Annotated in this window: 19 protein-coding genes; 6 read left to right on the top strand and 13 right to left on the bottom strand. The window is 74.2% G+C overall.

Features of this window, described 5'->3' with window-relative positions; genetic code table 11:
- Positions 1 to 160: 160 nt before the first annotated feature.
- Positions 161 to 907, bottom strand: a complete 747-nt coding sequence (locus ACIPN7_RS28330) for a CGNR zinc finger domain-containing protein (RefSeq protein WP_400550300.1) — start codon at positions 905 to 907, stop codon at positions 161 to 163.
- Between the two features lie 134 nt (positions 908 to 1,041).
- Between ACIPN7_RS28330 and ACIPN7_RS28325 the strand changes: the two genes are divergently transcribed.
- The 4 genes from ACIPN7_RS28325 to ACIPN7_RS28310 are packed head-to-tail and all read left to right on the top strand — an operon-like array spanning position 1,042 to position 2,546.
- Positions 1,042 to 1,470, top strand: a complete 429-nt coding sequence (locus ACIPN7_RS28325; protein ID WP_400550298.1) for a hypothetical protein — start codon at positions 1,042 to 1,044, stop codon at positions 1,468 to 1,470.
- A gap of 44 nt (positions 1,471 to 1,514) precedes the next feature.
- Complete coding sequence (locus ACIPN7_RS28320) at positions 1,515 to 1,958, top strand: VOC family protein (RefSeq protein WP_400550296.1); 444 nt, start codon at positions 1,515 to 1,517, stop codon at positions 1,956 to 1,958.
- Positions 1,955 to 2,188 (top strand): hypothetical protein, encoded by a 234-nt coding sequence (locus ACIPN7_RS28315; RefSeq protein WP_400550294.1) that lies wholly within the window; start codon positions 1,955 to 1,957, stop codon positions 2,186 to 2,188. Before ACIPN7_RS28320 ends, ACIPN7_RS28315 begins: the two co-directional genes overlap by 4 nt.
- Positions 2,175 to 2,546, top strand: coding sequence for a hypothetical protein (locus tag ACIPN7_RS28310; protein ID WP_400550292.1), 372 nt, complete (start codon positions 2,175 to 2,177; stop codon positions 2,544 to 2,546). Before ACIPN7_RS28315 ends, ACIPN7_RS28310 begins: the two co-directional genes overlap by 14 nt.
- On the opposite strand, the gene ACIPN7_RS28305 is transcribed toward ACIPN7_RS28310, so the two are convergent.
- The 4 genes from ACIPN7_RS28305 to ACIPN7_RS28290 form a co-directional block, all read right to left on the bottom strand.
- On the bottom strand, positions 2,489 to 3,136 hold the full coding sequence (locus tag ACIPN7_RS28305; RefSeq protein ID WP_400550290.1) for a cytochrome b/b6 domain-containing protein: 648 nt from the start codon (positions 3,134 to 3,136) through the stop codon (positions 2,489 to 2,491). The two genes, ACIPN7_RS28310 and ACIPN7_RS28305, sit on opposite strands and share 58 nt — an antisense overlap.
- The gene (locus tag ACIPN7_RS28300; RefSeq protein WP_400550288.1) at positions 3,129 to 3,833 is read right to left on the bottom strand and encodes a molybdopterin-dependent oxidoreductase; all 705 of its coding nucleotides are present in this window, start codon (positions 3,831 to 3,833) and stop codon (positions 3,129 to 3,131) included. The genes ACIPN7_RS28305 and ACIPN7_RS28300 overlap by 8 nt, the downstream gene beginning before the upstream one ends.
- Positions 3,834 to 3,902: 69 nt before the next feature.
- Positions 3,903 to 5,117: an MFS transporter gene (locus tag ACIPN7_RS28295; RefSeq protein WP_400550286.1), complete on the bottom strand. Its 1,215-nt coding sequence runs from the start codon at positions 5,115 to 5,117 to the stop codon at positions 3,903 to 3,905.
- 24 nt (positions 5,118 to 5,141) lie between these two features.
- Positions 5,142 to 5,894, bottom strand: a complete 753-nt coding sequence (locus ACIPN7_RS28290; protein WP_400550284.1) for a class I SAM-dependent methyltransferase — start codon at positions 5,892 to 5,894, stop codon at positions 5,142 to 5,144.
- Positions 5,895 to 5,928: 34 nt separating this feature from the next.
- Here ACIPN7_RS28290 and ACIPN7_RS28285 point away from each other — a divergent pair, with 34 nt between their 5' ends.
- Positions 5,929 to 6,720: a glycoside hydrolase family 16 protein gene (locus ACIPN7_RS28285; RefSeq protein WP_400550282.1), complete on the top strand. Its 792-nt coding sequence runs from the start codon at positions 5,929 to 5,931 to the stop codon at positions 6,718 to 6,720.
- A gap of 12 nt (positions 6,721 to 6,732) precedes the next feature.
- On the opposite strand, the gene ACIPN7_RS28280 is transcribed toward ACIPN7_RS28285, so the two are convergent.
- Entirely contained in the window at positions 6,733 to 7,545 is an 813-nt protein-coding gene (locus ACIPN7_RS28280) for an NAD(P)-binding domain-containing protein (protein WP_400550281.1), read from the bottom strand.
- Here ACIPN7_RS28280 and ACIPN7_RS28275 point away from each other — a divergent pair.
- The gene (locus ACIPN7_RS28275; RefSeq protein ID WP_400550279.1) at positions 7,463 to 8,068 is read left to right on the top strand and encodes a TetR family transcriptional regulator C-terminal domain-containing protein; all 606 of its coding nucleotides are present in this window, start codon (positions 7,463 to 7,465) and stop codon (positions 8,066 to 8,068) included. The genes ACIPN7_RS28280 and ACIPN7_RS28275 overlap by 83 nt on opposite strands.
- Positions 8,069 to 8,096: 28 nt before the next feature.
- On the opposite strand, the gene ACIPN7_RS28270 is transcribed toward ACIPN7_RS28275, so the two are convergent.
- The 7 genes from ACIPN7_RS28270 to ACIPN7_RS28240 form a co-directional block, all read right to left on the bottom strand.
- Complete coding sequence (locus tag ACIPN7_RS28270) at positions 8,097 to 9,203, bottom strand: Gfo/Idh/MocA family protein (RefSeq protein ID WP_400550277.1); 1,107 nt, start codon at positions 9,201 to 9,203, stop codon at positions 8,097 to 8,099.
- The gene (locus tag ACIPN7_RS28265; protein ID WP_400550275.1) at positions 9,200 to 9,946 is read right to left on the bottom strand and encodes a sugar phosphate isomerase/epimerase family protein; all 747 of its coding nucleotides are present in this window, start codon (positions 9,944 to 9,946) and stop codon (positions 9,200 to 9,202) included. Before ACIPN7_RS28265 ends, ACIPN7_RS28270 begins: the two co-directional genes overlap by 4 nt.
- A 308-nt stretch (positions 9,947 to 10,254) precedes the next feature.
- Positions 10,255 to 10,944: a hypothetical protein gene (locus ACIPN7_RS28260; RefSeq protein ID WP_400550273.1), complete on the bottom strand. Its 690-nt coding sequence runs from the start codon at positions 10,942 to 10,944 to the stop codon at positions 10,255 to 10,257.
- Between the two features lie 128 nt (positions 10,945 to 11,072).
- Entirely contained in the window at positions 11,073 to 13,853 is a 2,781-nt protein-coding gene (locus ACIPN7_RS28255) for a LuxR C-terminal-related transcriptional regulator (protein ID WP_400550271.1), read from the bottom strand.
- Positions 13,854 to 13,862: 9 nt separating this feature from the next.
- Complete coding sequence (locus ACIPN7_RS28250; RefSeq protein ID WP_400550269.1) at positions 13,863 to 14,684, bottom strand: hypothetical protein; 822 nt, start codon at positions 14,682 to 14,684, stop codon at positions 13,863 to 13,865.
- Positions 14,681 to 16,765 carry an alpha-galactosidase gene (locus ACIPN7_RS28245; protein ID WP_400550267.1) on the bottom strand — a complete coding sequence of 695 codons (2,085 nt, stop codon included), beginning with the start codon at positions 16,763 to 16,765 and terminating at the stop codon, positions 14,681 to 14,683. Before ACIPN7_RS28245 ends, ACIPN7_RS28250 begins: the two co-directional genes overlap by 4 nt.
- Complete coding sequence (locus ACIPN7_RS28240) at positions 16,762 to 17,661, bottom strand: carbohydrate ABC transporter permease (RefSeq protein ID WP_400550265.1); 900 nt, start codon at positions 17,659 to 17,661, stop codon at positions 16,762 to 16,764. Before ACIPN7_RS28240 ends, ACIPN7_RS28245 begins: the two co-directional genes overlap by 4 nt.
- Position 17,662: the final 1 nt, after the last annotated feature.

Raw genomic sequence — 17,662 nt, 5'->3', positions numbered from 1 at the left:
CGTCAAGCGGCCCCTGACGGCCCAGGTCAGAGGTGCGCTTCTACCCAGTCATTGGGCCCGGAACACGGCCGATTTCGGGCCCAATGACTGGGTAGAAGCGCACCTTCGGCGTGGGGCGGCGGGGGCGGGGTGGGGTGGGGTGGGCCGGCGCGGGGCGGGGTCAGGCGTGGGTCGTCGACGTCGCCGACGGCGTCGGGGCCGGGGCCGTGCGGTGCCTCGATCGGTAGGCCGAGACCTTGACCCGGTTGCCGCACGTTCGCATGGCGCACCACTCGCGACGGTGCCCGCGCGACCGGTCCAGGTAGACCTGGGTGCACTCGGGTCGGCCGCACTCGCGTAGCAGCGCGGCGTCGGGCCCGCCCAGGATCTCGACGGCCTCGCGAGCCACGGCCGCGAGCCCCTGCGCGGCCGAGCCGGAGCGACGGGTGGCGGCGTTCTCGATGCCGCCGGCAGAGCCGGCGCCGTCCACACCCAGCTGCACGACGACGGGCGGCGCGGCGGCGTACCGGTTCAGGACGGCGACCGCCGCCGCGAGCGCGGCAGGGGCGGCGAGCGCGGCAGGGTCGGCGTGCGGGGCAGGGTCGGCGTGCGGGGCGGTCGCTACAGGACCGCCCGACGTGACCGGCGCGCCGGGGCCGCCCGGGCCCGCCTCGGCCAGGGCAGCCAGCGCCGCGCGCCCACCCAGCCGGTCCTCGACGAGCGCGTAGAGCGACTCGCGCAGCTCCAGGGCCGCCGTCAGGTCTGCCTTGTCGGCGTGCGGGGCGGCGTCGAACATCCCCGACTCGACGAACCAGTCGTCGAGGAGCTCGGGCGTGCCGAGCTTCTCCGCGGGGACCGGGTTGCGGCGGGCGCGCAGCGTGCCGAGGAAGTCGAGCGCGAGCGTTCCGCAGGGGAAGGCGTGGTTCACGTAACCATTCTGACCGGTGACCGGTGTGACGCACAAGTCCTCGTAACCAGTTTGACGGGTTACAGATGGTGTGCCACAGTTCTGGTCGTCGCAGTAACCGCTCAAAGTGGTTACACAATCTGAGGAGCCCGACCATGACCGCCGTCCGTTTTCACCTCGACTCCACGCTCGCCCCCGAAGCCGCCATGCGGGTCCTGACCGACTTCAGCCCGGCCCGCGCCGAGGCCTGGCCCACGATCGACGCCGACCACCTCACCGTCCACGCCCAGGGCGACAACTGGGCCGAGGTCACCGAGGGCACCGCCGCCGCCTGGGAGAGGGCCCGCTACGAGTGGGACGACGAGCGCGGCCGCGTCGACATCACGACACTGGACTCGAAGGTGTTCGGACCCGGCGGCGGCTGGGTCTTCCAGGTCACCCCCGCCGGGGACGGCAGCCGCATCGACGTCGAGCTGACCCGCCGGCCCCAGACCTTCCAGCGCAAGCTGCTCGCTGCCCTGCTGCCCCTCGTCGGTCCCGCCTCCCTCAGCAAGTCCTTCGCGGGCCCGCTGCAGGCCAAGTGACCCCCACCGCCCACCCCACCAGCACCCCAGAACCGGAGAACACCATGGAACTCAAGCTCGAGGTCGTCGTCCTGCCCGTCGCCGACGTGGACCGCGCCAAGGACTTCTACGCAGGGCTCGGCTGGCGTCTCGACGCCGACTTCGCCACCGAGCGCGGCCTGCGCGTCGTGCAGCTCACCCCGCCCGGGTCCGCCACGTCGATCATCTTCGGCGAGCACCTCACCGACGCAGCGCCGGGCTCCGTGCGGGGCCTGCACCTCGTGGTCACCGACCTCGCCGCCGCACGCGCCGAGCTCGTCGAGCACGGCGCCGACGTCAGCGAGGTCTGGCACGACCAGGACGGCGTGTTCCACTGGGCCGGCACTGCGAACCGCGTGCCGGGGCCGCACCCGGACCACGACAGCTACGCGTCGTTCGCGTCGTTCGCCGACCCGGACGGCAACGAGTGGGTACTCCAGCAGATCATCGACCGCCTCCCGGGCCGATGAGCACCACCCCGGACCCGAGGTCCAACGAGATCTTGCTCGACCTGCTCAGGCAGGCGGCCACGGCGCACGGCGTGCACGAGCAGGAGGAGCTGGGCGGCGTGTACGACGAGGGCTGGCCCGAGTGGTACGCCAAGCACATGACCCGCACCCTCGCGGAGCAGGGTTACCGCATCGTCCCCGCCGACACGCCCGCCGACACCCCCGAAGGAGTCGACGATGAGCAGGTCTGACGACGCCGGGGCGCTCGACCGCTCCGAGCGGCTGCTGAGCTCCGCCCCGCCGCACACCGTCGAGCAGGTGCACGTCGCCGCCTTCGAGCGGCTCACCCCGGCGGAGCGGGAGGCCGTGTTCGACCGGCTCTCCCGCACCGACGAGCCACCCGCCGACCCGTCCGCCGCCGCCCTGGGTCGGGCGGCGGCGCGGGTCGAGGGCCGGCGGCGGGGCGCGCTCGCCCAGGCGCTCGGCACCGACGCGCCCGGGACGGCCCTGGGCAGCGCCGTGAGCGCCGCGATCCTCGGCGCGGTGGCCGCCTACGCGGCGTCGTCCGCGGCCTGGGAGGCCTGGAGCGACGAGGGCGACGAGTTCTGACCGACCCAGAGCGCGTGCTCCCGCGCCGCCCACGACCGCCGGACGGACCCGGTGCGCATCCCGCGCCGGGCCTCCGGGTCGGCGATCGCCTTGAGCACGTGGCCGGCGACGACGACCACGAGGGCGTAGGCGACGACGTCGTGCACGAGCACGACGCCGGCCCGCGGGACGAAGTCGAGCGCGAACTTGAACCACAGCAGCAGACCGGTGCCGAGCATGACCAGGACGGCGCCGGCGAGCCAGGAGGCCCAGACCTTCTGGCCGGCGTTGAACTTGCCCGCGAACCGGCCGCGGCGCGGGTCGGGTGAGCGGAGGCTTGCGAGCCACCGTCGGTCGTGCTCGGCGAAGTCGTCGAGGCGGCGCAGGTCCGCCCGGAACGGGCCGGACCACAGGCCGAGCAGGGCCGGCACGGGCAGCAGGAGCCCGGACCACTCGTGCAGGGTCTCGACGAGGAGCCGCCGGCCCACGAGCTGCGCGACCGGCGCCACGTAGAGCGCCACCGCGGTGAGCAGGCAGACCAGGAACAGCAGCCCGGTCGCCCGGTGGACGGCCCGCTCGGCGGGGCTGAAGCGGAGCACGCGCTCAGGCACCGACCGGCTCCTCGCCGGGCAGCCAGCCGTCCACGGGGTAGCCGTAGTCCTCCCAGTACCCCTGCTGGACCTGGCTGGTGACCTCGATCCCGGAGAGCCACTTGGCCGACTTGTAGAAGTACATCGGCGCCACGAAGAGCCGCACCGGGCCGCCGCTGTCGTGCGGCACGGGCTCGTCGAACATGCGCAGCGCGACGACGACGTCCGCCCGGCGCGCCTGCTCCAGCGTGAGGCTCTCGGAGTAGGCGCCGTCGAAGCAGGTGAACCGCACCGCGGCGCCCTCGTCCCGCACGCCGGCGGCGTCCAGGAGGTCACGCAGCAGCACGCCGGTGAACGGCACGTCGTCCACCTGCCAGCCGTCCGTGCAGACGGCGTCGTGCACCACCGTGTGCTGGGGCAGCGCCGCGAGCTGGTCGAGCGTGTACGTGGCAGGCCGGTCCACCAGCCCGCCGACGGTGAGCCGGTAGCTCGTCGCGTCCTGGCGCGGCACGGAGCCGACCACGCTGAAGTAGCGGAAGCCGCGGTCGTCCGGCACCGCCGCCGGCGCGAGCCGGGACAAGGCGCCGCGCACCCCGTCCCGCACCGCGGGTCCCACGGCCACGCCCGCGGCGCCCAGGCCGAGCATCGCCAGCACGATTCGGCGGCCCACCGGCCGCCCGGGCCCGACGGCGTCGCCGGGCAGTCCTTTGTCGATCATGCCGCCCACCCTCGCCCGGCGGGCCGGGCGGCGGACCAGGGTGCGGCCCTGGTCCGCACCCTGGTGCTCCTAGGCGTGCCGCCGGCCGGCGGTCCTGGCGGCCACCAGGGTGACGACGGCGACGACGGCGCACAGCACCGCGGTCGTCAGGAGCCCGACCGCGAAGCTCGTGCCGGCCGCGATGAAGCCGACCACGAGCGAGCCGAGCCCGGTGCCGGTGTCGAAGCCGATGTTCCAGACGGCGCTGGCGACGCTGCGCTCCCGGTCGGGCACGGCCGCGAACGCGCTGACCAGCGTGAGGTTCTGCAGGCTGCCGTAGGAGACGCCGACGACGGTCATCCCCGCGATCAGCCCCGCGGCGCCGGGGCCCGTGCCGGTGAGCGACCAGGCGCACAGCACGAGGCCCGCCGCACAGAGCGCCAGCAGGGGCGGGACGAACCGGCGCGGCCCGTACCGGTCGGCCAGGCCGCCGACCAGCCAGCGGGACAGGGCCGCCGCGACGGTGAGGCCGAGCAGCCCGGCCATCGCGACGAGCGCGCCGTAGCCGAGCTGGGGCGCGAACGTGAGCAGCGCTCCCCCGGGCGTGGTCACGGCGAGCAGCACGAGGGAGGGCATGGCCAGCGCGAGCAGCATGCGCGCGCGGCTGGGTGCCGCGCCGTCGAGCACCTGCGGCGCGGCGCCGTCGGCGTGGCCGGCGGTGAGCAGGTCCAGCCGCCGTCCGAGGGCCACGGCGAACGGCACGGCGAGCGCGGGCAGGGCGCCGAGGACGAACACGACCCGGAAGTCGACGGACTCGGCGACCCAGGCGGCGCTCGGCGTGAGGAACACCTGGGGAGCGGCGACCGCGAGGCCGTAGACGCCGATCGCGCGGCCCCGCCGGGAGACGTCGACCAGCTCGGCGATCGCGGTCGCGCCGCACACGGTCACCACCGCGAACCCGGCACCCCGCACCGCGGACGCCGCGAGGATCCACCCGAGCTCGTCGGTGAGCAGGAACGCCAGGGACGGCAGCCCGAGCAGCAGCACCCCGGCCACCAGCGTCGTGCGCCAGCCGAGCCGGCGCAGCGCCCAGGGCACGGTCGTCTGGAAGGTGACGGTGGCGAGCATGAGGACGGCGTTCACCAGCCCCGCGCCGCCCTCGTCGGCGCCGCCGTGAGTGGCCCACAGGGGCGCCGTCGGCAGCAGGAGCGCATAGCCTGCGAAGCCGAACAGCGACATCCAGACCAGGGCCCGGATCCCGGGCACACGCAGGACGGGCTGGTCCGGGTCGGTCGGGAGGCTCACGTGGCCCCACCCTACCGACGCCGGTCAGGGACGCCGGGCTACCGCCCAGCGGAAGGCGTTCAGCAGGCGGTAGCTGCCGTCGGGACGGCGGAACGGCGCGGCGGCCTCGACCACCACGGGCGCGAGCTCGGCGACCGTCGCGTCGCCCTCGCCGAACAGGATGCCGCGCACCAGGTCGTTCGCCTCCCGGGCGGTCCACGGGACCGGCACCACGCCGTGGTCGAGCACCGCCCAGCCCGCGTCGGCGAGCACGGCGGCGAGCCCGCCCTGCAGGCGCAGCGGGCTGTCCTCGGGCGGCTCCTCGTCGTCGGCCTCCGCGAGCGCCACGTTGATCGCGTCGAGGTCGTTCCGGGTCCGGTCGGCCCAGCCGGCCAGGCCGACGACGCCGCCCGGCGTCAGCACGCGGGCGATCTCGGCCAGGGCGTCGTCGACGTCGTCGGCGAACTGGACCGCGTTCACGGCGAGCACGGCGTCGAAGGCGCCGTCGTCGAACGGGAGGTGCTCGGCCTCGCCGAGGCGCACGTCCGCGCCCACGGCGCGCGCCCGCGCGAGCTCGACCATCCGGGTCGCCGGGTCGACGCCGCTCGCCCGCGCGCCCAGGTCCTGGAGGTGTTCCAGCAGCTCGCCGCTGCCGCAGCCGACGTCGAGCACCCGGGAGCCGGGCCCGATCCCGGCGGTGCGCACCAGCGGCTCCCACACGGGCCGGGCGAAGGTGCCCCAGTACCGGCCCCAGTCGTCGGCGACGGCGGACCAGGGGTCGTCGGGGCTGGTGGGCATGCGGCGACAGTAGCCGAGGAACGAGACTGGTCCCATGCACGGCACCGACGACGCCGGCCCGGCACGCCCCGCAGGTCGCCTCGACGACACGTTCGAGGGGCCGGCGCTCGACGGCACGCAGTGGGTGGACCACTACCTGCCGCACTGGACCACGCCCGAGCGGTCCGCGGCGCGGTACGACTTCGTGCCCGGGGGCCTGCGGCTGCGGATCGACCACGACCAGCCGGCCTGGCGGCCCGAGGACGGCGAGATGCGGGTCTCGAACCTTCAGACCGGCAGCTGGGCCGGTCCCGCGAACGCCACGCGGGGCCAGCACCGGCACCGATCGGACGGACTGGTCGTCCGGACCCCGACGCCCGCTCGGCGGTTGTGGACGCCGTCGGCCGGCGAGGTGGAGGTGGTCGTGACCGCCTCACCCGACCCCACCTGCATGGTGGGGATCTGGCTGGTCGGGTTCGAGGAGAGCTCGCCGCAGGACTCCGGCGAGATCTGCCTGGCCGAGCTCTTCGGCGACCGCGTGGGGCCCGGCGGCTCCACGGTGCGGCTCGGCATCAAGGCGCACCACGACCCGCGGCTGGAGACCGACCTGGCCGACGTCCGGCTCCCGATCGACGCCACCGCCCGGCACGCCTACGCCGCCCGGTGGGACGCCGGGGGCGTCCGCCTGCTCGTCGACGACGAGAGCGTCTGGACGTCGGTCCAGGTCCTGGCCTACCCCCTGCAGCTCATGATCGACCTGTTCGAGTTCCCCGACGGCCCGCGGGACCCCGAGCACTACCCGAAGACCGCGGTGCTCCGCTCGGCCGAGGGGACCGCGCGGTCCTGAGGGTGCCCCGGCTCAGCCCAGGACGCGCTGCGCCTTGGTCATGTTCTCCCGGAGCTCCTCGGCGTTCTGCCGGGAGACGTAGGCGGGGCGGTCACGCTCGAAGCGCCAGGACTCGCTGAGCGGGCCGGCGCTGACGGTGTCGAAGCCCGCCTCGTCGTAGAGCCGCGTCACGAGCTCGACGGCCTCGGGGAAGTCGCTCGCCGTGGCCAGGGCGCGGCGGTTGGGGGTGCCGGCCGGCGTCCCGTCGGTGGTGATCGTCGGCGCCGTGATCTGGTTGAACGCCTTCGCGACCTTCGACGTCGGCAGGTGCTCCTGGAGCAGGCCGGCCGTGGTCGCCTCGCCGCGGTCCAGGGCCTCGATGTGGCCGTCGCGCTCCCAGTAGTAGTTGTTGGTGTCGAGCACGACCTTGCCCGCCAGCGGCTCCACCGGGATGTCGCGGTAGGCCTTCAGCGGCACCGAGATCACGGCGACGTCGGCGGCCTCCGCCGCCTCCTGCGCGGTCGCGGCGCGGGCCTTGGGCCCGAGCTCCTCGACGAGGTCGGCGAGCGTCTCGGGGCCGCGCGAGTTGGCGATCACCACCTCGTTGCCCTGCGCGATCGCCACGCGGGCGACCTGGCTGCCGATGTGTCCTGCTCCGATGATGCCGAAGGTAGTCATACGCTCGGCAACCCCGCGGACGGGCACCGCATTCCACCCGCTCCCGCCCAGGGAATTCCTGGCGGCCGTTCGTACGATGGCCCCCATGGTGAACGGCGACGCGGGAGCGCAGGCACGGTCGTACCGGAAGGCTCCGGAACGGCGCGCCCAGATCCTCACGAGCGCCATCGCCGTCTTCGCCGAGCGCGGCGTGGGCGCGTCCCTGCGGGCCATCGGCGAGGCGATCGGCGTCTCGCACGCCGCGCTGCGCTACTACTTCGCGCACCGCGACGAGCTGCTCGTCGAGGTCTACCGGGCGCACGAGGCGCGGGGCGGCGAGCGCGCGGCCCCGGAGGAGGTCTCGGCGGTCGCCCTGATGGAGCGCAGCGCCGAGCGCAACGCGTCCATCCCCGGCCTCGTCGAGCTGTACGCGACGCTCACCACGGACGCGCTCCAGGCGGAGCAGCACCCGGACACCCGCGAGTTCGTGCAGGCCCGGTTCCGGAGGGTCCGCGCCGACCTGGCCGAACGGGTCCGGGCCGGGCAGGCCTCCGGCGCGATCGCCGCCGACATCGACCCGGACGACGCCGCCGCGCTGGTCGCGGCGGCGTCCGACGGCCTCCAGCTCCAGTGGTTGCTGGACCCGGAGGCCGTGGACGTGCGCCGGTCGCTGGAGCTGCTGGAACGGCTGCTGCCGGGCAGCGAGCGCTGACAGTGGGCTGCCCGTCGCAAGGGGTCCTCTACCCGGTCGCCACCGCCGGGTCCCAGCCTTCCGGCAGCGGCGCGACGCGTGACACGGCCGACGTGATCTTCACGGGCTGCCCGGCCGCGGCGGCGTCCCGGATCCCGAGCAGGATGTCCAGGACGTGCGCCGCCACCGCGCCCGACGCCCGTTCCGTGCCGCCGTCGCGGATCGAGCGCACCAGGTCGACGACGCCGGCCCCGCGCCCGAACTCGGGTCCGGACGCCGGGAGCGCCGTCGGCTCGTCGGAGCCGTAGCGCCACAGGGACGAGGCGCCGTCGAACCCGTTCGGGTCGGGCAGCACGATCGTGCCCTCCGTGCCGTTGACCTCGACGAACCCGCTGCGGGGCAGCGCGTGCTGGAACGAGAACGTCGACTGCGCCGATCGGCCCTCGCCGAACTCGATGATCGCGGCGTGATGGGTCGGCACCTCGACGGGGAACACCTCGCCCGCCCGGGGGCCGCTCCCGATGGTGCGGGTCTGGCGGGAGGTGGAGGCCACGGCCTGGACCCGGGTGGCGGAGCCGAGGACGTGGACGAGCGTGGTCACGTAGTACGGCCCCATGTCGAACAGCGGGCCGCCCCCCTGTGCGAACAGGAAGTCGGGGCTCGGGTGCCACGACTCGGGCCCGGGCACGTGGAACATCGTGGTCGCCGTCAGCGGCTCGCCGATGTCGCCGCGCGCGATCGCCCGCAGCGCCGTCTGGATGCCGGCGCCCAGCACGGTGTCCGGGGCGCACGCGACGCGCAGGCCGCGTGCCTCGGCGTCCGCCAGCAGCGCGGCCGCGGCGTCGGCGTCGAGGGCGACCGGCTTCTCGCTCCACACGTGCTTGCCGGCGGCCAGGATCCGGTGCCCCACCTCGGTGTGCACCGCGGGGACGGTGAGGTTCACGACGACGTCGACGTCGTCGCGGGCCAGCAGCTCGTCGACGCTGCCCGACGCCGGCACGCCGTACTCCTGCGCCCGCGCCGCCGCGCGCGCGAGGTCGAGGTCCGCGACGAACCGGACCTCGACGTCGGCGAACCGCGTCAGGTTCTCCAGGTACTGGGTCGAGATGTTGCCCGCCCCGATGATGCCGACGCCCGCCACGCCCGGCCCGCTCATCGGTCGTGCTCCGTCAGCCAGGCCAGGGACTCCGCGATCCCCTCGAACACGTCCCCGCCGTAGGCGTCGAACTCGATCACGCGGGTCGCCTGCGGGGCTGCCGCCAGGACGGCGGGCACGTCCACGTCGCCCGAGCCGGCCGGCTGCTGCCGGTCGACGTCGCCGTCCAGCGTGCCGTCCTTGACGTGGATCAGCCGCACGCGGTCGCCCAGGGCCGCGAGCAGCGCCGGCACGTCCGCTCCCCCGACGGTCGCCCAGTACGTGTCCACCTCCAGCACCACCTCGGGCGCCAGGTGCTCCGCGAACACCTCCAGGGCGTGCCGGCCGTCGAGGCGGGTGCCCAGCTCCCAGGCGTGGTTGTGGTACCCGAACTCCAGCCCCCGCTGCGCGGCGAGCGCCGCCAGCCCGTTCATGCGCTCCGCGAGCCGGGCCACCTGGTCGGCGGTCTGCCACTCCTCGGCGGGCAGGAACGGGTCGATCACGGTCGCCATCCCCAGCGCCCCGGCGGCGTCGAAGATCGTCTCGGGGTTCTCGGCGGCGAGCACGGGCGCATGGCCCGACGGCGCGGTCACGCCCGTCGCCGCGAACGCCCGCAGGTAGTCGTCGGTGCGCTCGTGGAAGGCGTACGGCTCCACGTGCCGCAGGCCGATCTCGGCCAGGCGCGCCACGGCGCCGTCCAGGTCGTCAGCAACCGCGTCTCGGACCGAGTAGAGCTGTACGGATGTCGCAGGCGTCGTCGGCATGGAACTCCTTCGTTCGGCACGGCCTCTCCCCGGCCACCCCGTTGCGGCCGCGTCGCTGAGTACCGCCGACGATCGTAGCGACGAAATTCTTACAGTGGAAGATTTCACCGAGATCAACGTCGCGCCGAGATCGCGCACCTTCGCGAGATGGCCGTGCAGTGCGGCCTGGTCGGCCACCAACCCGCGCAGGACGGTCGTGCCGTCGTCCTCGCGGACGAGGGCCAACCCGTCGAACCAGGTCGACCAGTGCTCGTCGAGGTGGCCCTCGACCCGGAGCTCGTAGCAGACGGGCGCGACGGGTCGTCGGCTCATCGCGAACCCGCCGCGGTGAGGGGCGGATCGCCGACACCGGCCGACAGCGTGGTGCTCCTGGTGCGCGTGGTGAGCCAGAGCGAGCAACCGAGGCCGATCATGGCGACGGAGTTGGGAAAGGCCAGGAACCGGTAGAGGGCGTCGGGCAGGAAGGCAAGCGTGACGGTGAGGACGCTGGCGACGGCGAGGAGCGCGGCCGCCCATCGGGCGAGGACGCGTGCCCGGAACAGCGCGATGCCGAAGATGAGGCCGCCACCCAGGAAGGTGATGCCCGAGACGTTGAGCGCGGCCTGCATCAGGCCGATGTCACCGGTAGCGCTGCCGTTGGTGGCCGCGGCGAGGACGTCGTCGACGTAGCCGGGGTCGGTCCCGGCGATCGAGGGCAGGACGTACGCGCTGACGAAGGCGACGCACATGACGGTGAGATAACCGACGCCGAAGACCAGGTACCCGAGCAGGCCCAGAAGACCGACCTGCTTCACCTGGCGCAGGTACATGCCGGTGATGCCCGCCAGGGCCAAGGCGGCCATCAGCACTTTCAGTGAGTTGCGTACGACCCACTCCGTGGTGGCGACCGCGTCGACGTCCGAGTGGGGGTGGTCGATCTGCACGCCGATGAAGATCAGCCCCGCGGCGACTGCGGCGACGGCGGCTGACCGGATGAGGGTGGAGCGGGTGATGGTCATGTCCGGATCCTGTTCGAGTCGGTCCGCGGAGGGTGCCGCGGGGATGACTCGAACCTAGGAACCGACCCGGAGACCGGGCGTCACCACATGATGTGACCGACGATGTGACACCGGGACGTCGAGCGATCTCACAGCAGCCCGCGTTCGCGAGCACGGTGCACGGCGACGGCCCGGGTCCCCGCGTCGAGCTTGGTGAAGATGCGCTTGGTGTGGGTTCGCAGGGTGTTGAGCGTGATGTAGAGCTCGCGGGCGATCTCCGGTCCGGTCAGCTCGGTGTCGAGCAGCCGGAGCACTTCGCGCTCGCGCCGGCTCAACTTATCCACCGGAACCTGCCGGGACCCGGCCGATCCGCTCGTCCGGGCAGGCTGGGTCCGCCGGAGAAGTCGGCGGGCCCGTCTCCGCACCGCTTCCCCGTGCTCCGCGCCGGCGATGGGGCCGGTGGCGCTCGCGGTCTCGGCCAGCAGGGCTCTCATCGGCGCGCCCTCGTCCAGGTACAGCCGCACGTAGCTGTCCGGTTCCGGCGCCGCACCCAGGGCGCGGCCCAGTGCGGCCAGTGCCGCCGGCAGGTCTCGGTCGGCCTGGTGGGCGAGGGCCTGCAGCACCCGGATCTCGAGCACGCTGCCGTCGCGCGCGGCGTCGGTGGCCGCGGCGTGCAGCCGGTCGAGCAACCCCAGCACCACCGTCGGAGACGCAGCGCCGGGGTGGGCATCGTGCTGGTCGTCGCCCTGTTGGGCGAGCAGGAGCCGCGCCAGGGTCAGGTGCTCGTACTCCCGCAGGTGGTCCGGGTCGTCACCGACGCCGACTCCCCGGTCCTCGGCCCAGCGAGCGGCCGACGCCAGGTCCCCTGCCGCGATCTCGACGCGGGCCCTCATCGCGGCGATCGGGCGCACGTCGGGGTAGAAGCCGTGCCGGTAGAGCGCCTCGGCCTGGTCGAGCAGGCGTAGCGCGGCGTCGAAGTCACCACCGGCGGCGCGCACCTGCGACATCGCGACGAACCACCGGTGCCGGTTCTCGGTGATCGACGTCCGCTCGCCCAGGATCCGCGCGGTCTCGAGATGCCCCTCCGCGCCGGCCAGCTCGTCGGCCTCGCGGTCGAGCTCGGCCAGGGCGACATGCAGGTCGGCGGTAGCCCTCAGGTACGGTTGCCCGCTCGTGGTGGCCGTCCGCAGGGCCTGCTCGCACAGCCGGCGGGCACGGCTGGGCCTGCCCGAGGCGACCCACAGGTCGGCGAGCACCACCGTGCTGTCCAGCTCGTCCACGAGGTTTCCCGCGGCGTGCAGGCTGCGGACAGCGGCGGAGAACGTCGACAGCGCCTCCCCGACGTCGCCGGCCGCCCAAGCAGCCAGACCGAGAAACCCGCCGGCGGCTCCGCGGATGAAGTGGTCCTCGGGTCGGGCGAGATCCGCCGCGCGCCGGGCATGGCGCACGGTGCCGGTAACATCACCGCGCGCCTGGGCCAGCGATGCGCGGTAGACCGCGACCGTCGCCGGCGCGGTCCGCAGATCATCGGTGTCCGCCCACGCCGCGGCGAGATCCTCGTCCACTGCGCCGGCCGCCAGCGCTTCCTCGGCGTCGTCGAGCCGGCGCTCTGCCGTGTCGAGGTCCCCCGACACCATCAGCGACCAACCTGCGAGGATGCTCAGGGCGGGGCTGCGCCGGACCACGGACTCCGGCAGCGCCCGGACCCAACCCAGCAGCAGGCCGTCCTGACGGGTCCGGCGCAGCTCCGGCAGCGCTTCCTCCATCAGGTGGGCGGCACGGTCGAAGTCCGCACCGGCGAGCGCGTGCCGGACCGCGTCCTCCACGAGTCCGTGGGCGGCGAACCAGTCGCCGGCCCGCCGGTGCAGGCCCGGCACCTCGTCAGGGGACTCCGCGCGCAGGCGAGCGCGCAGCGTGTCGGCGAACAGGTGGTGGTAGCGGTACCAGGAACGCTCGGCGTCGAGCGGGACCAGGAACAGGTTGCCGCGCTCCAGGTCTTCCAGCGTCCTCGCGCCGTCTGTGCCGCGGGTGACGGCGTCGCACAAGGGCCCGGTGAGCCGGTCGAGGACGGCGGTGCCGAGCAGGAAGTCGCGGACCTCGGCGGGCTGGCGCGCCAGCACCTCGTCGGCGAGGTAGTCGATGACGAACCGGTTGCTGCCGGTGAACGCCTCGATGAAGGCTGCGGCGTCACCGCGCTCCGGGATGTCGCGCAAGGAGAGCGCGGCGAGCTGGAGTCCGACGATCCAACCCTCGGTGCGTTCTTCCAGCGCGTCCACATCGGCCTCGGCGAGATCCAGTCCCATCGCCCGGTTGAGGAACTCCCGCGTCTCGGCTGCGGTGAAGCGCAGGTCGGCGGCGCGCACCTCGGTGAGCTGCCCACGACTCCGCAGCCGTGCCAGGGGCAGGGGCGGGTCGGAGCGGGTCGCCATCGCCACCGGCAGATGATCGGGAAGGTGGTCGAGCAGGAACGTCACCGCCTCGTGGACCTCGGCGGACCGGACCAGGTGATAGTCGTCGAGCGCGAGCACGAGAGTTCCGTCGAGGCTGTCGAGGTCGTTGATCAGGCTCACCAGGACACCGGGAGCGACAGTGGCGCCGCCGGCCCGGAGGAGTGCGGCCGCATCGACCCCCACATGAGGTTCGACGACCTGGATCGCGCCGATCAAGAGGGCCAGGAAGCGCTGCGGGGCACTGTCCTCGGCGTCGAGCGAGAGCCAGGCGACCCGACGGGTCTCGGCAGGCCGGACCGTCCGCCACTGGTCGAGCCACTGGCTCAACAGGGTCGTCTTGCCGAAGCCGGGGGGCGCGGACACGAGGATCAGCCGAGGCAGCTGCTCCGCCCCCATCGGCATCCGGGCAGTGAGCCGCGGGCGAGGGACGAGTTGCCGCCGCGCCGTGGGAATGTGCAGCTTCGTGCCCAGCAGGGCCACCCCGTCAGCCTAGGTGACGTGGGCCGTGGCCGAGGCCTGTACCTCCAGCCACCAGTCCAGCCGGCCGCGCTCGTCCAGGCGGGCCAGCCGGTCCGGGGTGGCGCGGTCGAGGTTGGTCTCGGCGCCGAGCAGCGGTTCGACGCCGACCGACCGGTACGGGCCGTCGTCGGGCCAGGCGCCCAGGTTGCGCCACACCACCAGCGACACCGGGGCGGCGTGACCCGGCCCGACGCCCCAGCGCAGCGAGAGCCGGTCGGCGCCGTCCACGACGTCGAGCCGGTCGGTCGCGACGACGGCGCAGCGGGCGGTCCCGTCGTCCGGGCCGAGGACGTCGAGCGGCACCCCCCTGCCGTCGGGCCAGGTGGTGGGCGTCGTCGCACCCGGCTCCGGCCACTCGACCACGAGGGTGTCGGGCCGTCCGGGCACCTCCAGGCGGGCGTCCGGGCCGAGGTCGAGCAGCAGGTGCACGGCGTGCAGCAGAGTCGCGCCGGTCGGGCCGGCAATCGTGTAGTCGGCGCGGACCGTGCCGGCGTCGGCTCGGAGGCGGCGGCTCAGGGTGAGGTTCCCGGCCCGGACCCGCGCCGCGCCGTCGCCGCCGGCCGACCAGGGCCTGGACCATACCTCGCCGTGGTCGCTCGGGCCGTTGATCGTGGGGAAGCACTCCTCCCCGCCGCCCGCGTCGACGAACGGGTCGCCCGGCACGACGGCGGCCCGCCGGGCGGCCGGGACCCGCGGGTTGCGCCAGAGCCACTCGCGCTCGGGCGTGGCCAACGAGGTCCAGCGGCCGCCCAGGGCCGGGTCGGTCCGGACGGTCAGCGGCCGCGCGCTCACACCCGGTCCAGCAGCACGACGTCGCAGTCCTGCCAGGTCCAGCCGATCGGGAGCCCGCCGGCCGCGAGCGCCTTGCCGGTCCGCACCTCGTCCTCGCCCCGCACCCGGTACGCCGCGTCCGGGTCCAGGTCGCGCAGCCGCACCGTGAGGCCCGCGCCCGGACGCCGCCAGGCCAGCACCACCACGGTGTCCGGGCCCGTGTACTGCACCGCGCACGCCGGGTCGGCCGGCGCCCCGTGCCGCCGGACCCGCCCCGTGTGCACCACCGGCCGGATCGAGCGGTACAGGTCCACGAACGACGCCGCCCGCTCGCGGGTCGCGTCGTCCCAGGCCAGGAGGTCCGCGCCGATGCCGAGCACCCCGGCCATCGCGACGACGAACCGGAACTCCAGGCTCGCCGGGCCGTCCTGCCGGTCGGGGTCGAGCTGGTCGGGCAGGTCGGTGACCCACGAGCTCATGGTCCACGCGGGCAGCACGCCCAGGAACCCGTGCTGGATCGCCAGCCGGTCGCGCGGCCCCGTCTCGTCGCTGGGCCAGACCACGTCGGTGCGGGCGAGGACGGCGTGGTCGATCCGGCCGCCGCCGCCCGCGCACGCCTCGACGGTGACGTGCGGGAACTCGGCGCGCAGGGCGTCGAGCACGCGGTAGTAGGCCTGGGTGTGCCGCCAGGACCAGTCGTCGCCACCCGGGGCGGTGCGCCCACCATCGGCGATGGAGCGGTTCATGTCCCACTTGAGGTAGCTGATGTCCGTGTCGGTCAGCAGGCGGCGCAGCGTGCCGAGCACCCACTCCTCCACCTCCGGCAGGCCGAGGTTCAGCATGTACTGGTGGCGCAGCGTCTCCAGGGGGCGCCCGTCCACGTGGTGCGCCCACTCCGGGTGCGCGCGGTGCAGGTCGCTGTCGGGGCTCACGGCCTCCGGCTCGACCCACAGGCCGAACCGCATGCCGAGCGCCTTGACGCCCTCGGCCAGCGGCCCGAGCCCGCCCGGGATCCGCTCGGTGTCGACCTCCCAGTCGCCCAGCGCCGCCCGGTCGGTGGTGCGCCCGCGGAACCAGCCGTCGTCGACCACGAAGACCTCCGCGCCCACCTGCGCGGCCGCCTCGGCGAGCCGGAGCTGGTGCTCCACGCGGACGTCGAACGTGGTGGCGAACCACGAGTTGTAGACCACGGGCCGGTGCTCGGGTCCGCGCGTGCGGGCCAGGGTCGCCTCGTAGTCGTGCCAGGCCTGTGCCAGGTCGTCGGCGTCGCCCTCGACGCGCACCCCGGCCAGGACCGGGGTGGTCAGCGCGGCGCCCGGTTCCACTGTGAGGACGCCCGACTCGTCGTCCGGCCCGGCGGAGACGCGGACGTGGTCGGCGAACGGGACGGCGTCGAGCGCCATGCGCCACGAGCCGCTGTAGGCGAGCGCGACGCCGTACCGGACGGGGGCGTCCGTTCCGGCGGAGTGGATCACCCCGTCCGTTCCGGCGGGAACCACCGTCACGACCGGCGCGTACGTGTGCGACGTGATGCCCTGCCGGCTGCCGATGCTGAGCGTGCCCGCCTCCAGACCGGCGCGGAACGGCGTGAACTCCCGCGACCACGCCCCGCCGAGCAGGGCGACGTCCGCCCCGCCCGACGTCGGCACGGCGAACGCCCCGCCCCAGCCACGCAGCACGTCGATCGCGTGGGCCGAGTCGTTGCGCAGCTCGGCCCACTTCTCCACGACGTCGTGGGCCGGATGGGTCCTGATGTGCAGGGTCACGGCGAGGCCCAGCACCTCGTCGGCGAGCGGGCAGACCAGGTGCGTGCCGCCGTCGTCGTCCCGCGTGAGCGTGACCTCGCCCGAACGGGCGAGGCGCGCGCCCCGGACGCCGTCCGCGCGCCGGACCACGAGCTCCGCGCCGTGCACGTTGCGCGTGCCGAGCGCCGTGGCCTCCAGCGGGAGCAGGTCCAGGTCCGCCTCGAAGGACGACGTCGCCGCCACGGGCGGCACCGCCCCGTCGGCACCGGGCCCCCAGCCGACGGCGACCAGCCCGGCCCCGCGCGGCGCCTCGCCCACGACGTACTGACCCGAACGGGTCGGAAGAATCCAGGTCACTTGTTGGCTCCTACGAGAAGTCCGGACACGAACTGCTTCTGGAACAGGAAGAACACGATCGCCGTCGGCACGGCCGCTATCAACGAGCCTGCCGCCACCACGTTCCAGGCGCTCGCGAACCCGCCCTGCAGGTTGAGCAGGGCGGCGGTGATCGGGAACTTGGCCTCGCTGCGCAGCACCGTCATCGCCCAGATCAGGTCGTTGAAGATCCAGGTGGTGGCCAGGGCCGCGAGCGCCGCCAGCGACGGCCGTGACAGGGGCAGCACGATGCGCCAGAAGATGCCGCCGGGGCCGGCGCCGTCGAGCCGTGCTGCCTCGAAGACCTCGCCCGGCAGGCCGCGCATGAACCCGTGCAGCACGAACGTGTAGAAGCCGATGCCGAACCCGACCTGCACGATGACGAGTGCGGTGAGGGTGTCGGCGATGCCGACGGCGTCGGTGATGGACGCGACCGGCACGAGCAGGATCTGCGGTGGCAGGAGGTTGCCGGCGAGCATGGTGAGCAGGATGGTGCGGCGTCCGGGGATGTCGAACCGGCTCAGGGCGTACGCGGCGAACGACGACAGCGCCAGGGAGAGGACCACCGCGCACACGGTGACCAGCGCACTGTTGCCGAGCGAGCGGAGCACGCCGCCCTCGGTCAGGGCGGTGGCGAAGCCGTCGAGGCTGAACGACGCCGGGAGGGCACCGAGGCCGCGGCCGGCGATGTCGTCGTAGGAGCGGATCGCGACGAACAGCACGAACACGATGGGGCTCAGCCACAGCAGCGTGACCGGGACCATCGCGACGTGCAGCCACGGCGAGCGGGCGGGGCGCGGCCGACGACGCCGGGCGGCGGGCCGGGGGCGGGCCACCGCGGGCGCGCCGGTGGCGGCGGGTGGGGCGAGTGCTGACATG

This window comes from Promicromonospora sp. NPDC090134 (genome assembly GCF_044746965.1).
In the GTDB taxonomy this organism is placed as follows: Bacteria; Actinomycetota; Actinomycetes; order Actinomycetales; family Cellulomonadaceae; genus Promicromonospora.
This window is presented reverse-complemented; position numbering and strand designations above follow the sequence as displayed.

Excerpts from the sequence above, each read along its gene's own strand:
- ACIPN7_RS28325 (WP_400550298.1), top strand. The coding sequence starts at position 1,042 with ATGACCGCCGTCCGTTTTCACCTCGACTCCACGCTCGCCCCCGAAGCC.
- ACIPN7_RS28320 (WP_400550296.1), top strand. The coding sequence starts at position 1,515 with ATGGAACTCAAGCTCGAGGTCGTCGTCCTGCCCGTCGCCGACGTGGAC.
- ACIPN7_RS28315 (WP_400550294.1), top strand. The coding sequence starts at position 1,955 with ATGAGCACCACCCCGGACCCGAGGTCCAACGAGATCTTGCTCGACCTG.
- ACIPN7_RS28310 (WP_400550292.1), top strand. The coding sequence starts at position 2,175 with ATGAGCAGGTCTGACGACGCCGGGGCGCTCGACCGCTCCGAGCGGCTG.
- ACIPN7_RS28300 (WP_400550288.1), bottom strand. The coding sequence starts at position 3,833 with ATGATCGACAAAGGACTGCCCGGCGACGCCGTCGGGCCCGGGCGGCCG.
- ACIPN7_RS28290 (WP_400550284.1), bottom strand. The coding sequence starts at position 5,894 with ATGCCCACCAGCCCCGACGACCCCTGGTCCGCCGTCGCCGACGACTGG.
- ACIPN7_RS28285 (WP_400550282.1), top strand. The coding sequence starts at position 5,929 with ATGCACGGCACCGACGACGCCGGCCCGGCACGCCCCGCAGGTCGCCTC.
- ACIPN7_RS28275 (WP_400550279.1), top strand. The coding sequence starts at position 7,463 with ATGGTGAACGGCGACGCGGGAGCGCAGGCACGGTCGTACCGGAAGGCT.
- ACIPN7_RS28280 (WP_400550281.1), bottom strand. The coding sequence starts at position 7,545 with ATGGCGCTCGTGAGGATCTGGGCGCGCCGTTCCGGAGCCTTCCGGTAC.
- ACIPN7_RS28270 (WP_400550277.1), bottom strand. The coding sequence starts at position 9,203 with ATGAGCGGGCCGGGCGTGGCGGGCGTCGGCATCATCGGGGCGGGCAAC.
- ACIPN7_RS28265 (WP_400550275.1), bottom strand. The coding sequence starts at position 9,946 with ATGCCGACGACGCCTGCGACATCCGTACAGCTCTACTCGGTCCGAGAC.
- ACIPN7_RS28260 (WP_400550273.1), bottom strand. The coding sequence starts at position 10,944 with ATGACCATCACCCGCTCCACCCTCATCCGGTCAGCCGCCGTCGCCGCA.
- ACIPN7_RS28240 (WP_400550265.1), bottom strand. The coding sequence starts at position 17,661 with ATGTCAGCACTCGCCCCACCCGCCGCCACCGGCGCGCCCGCGGTGGCC.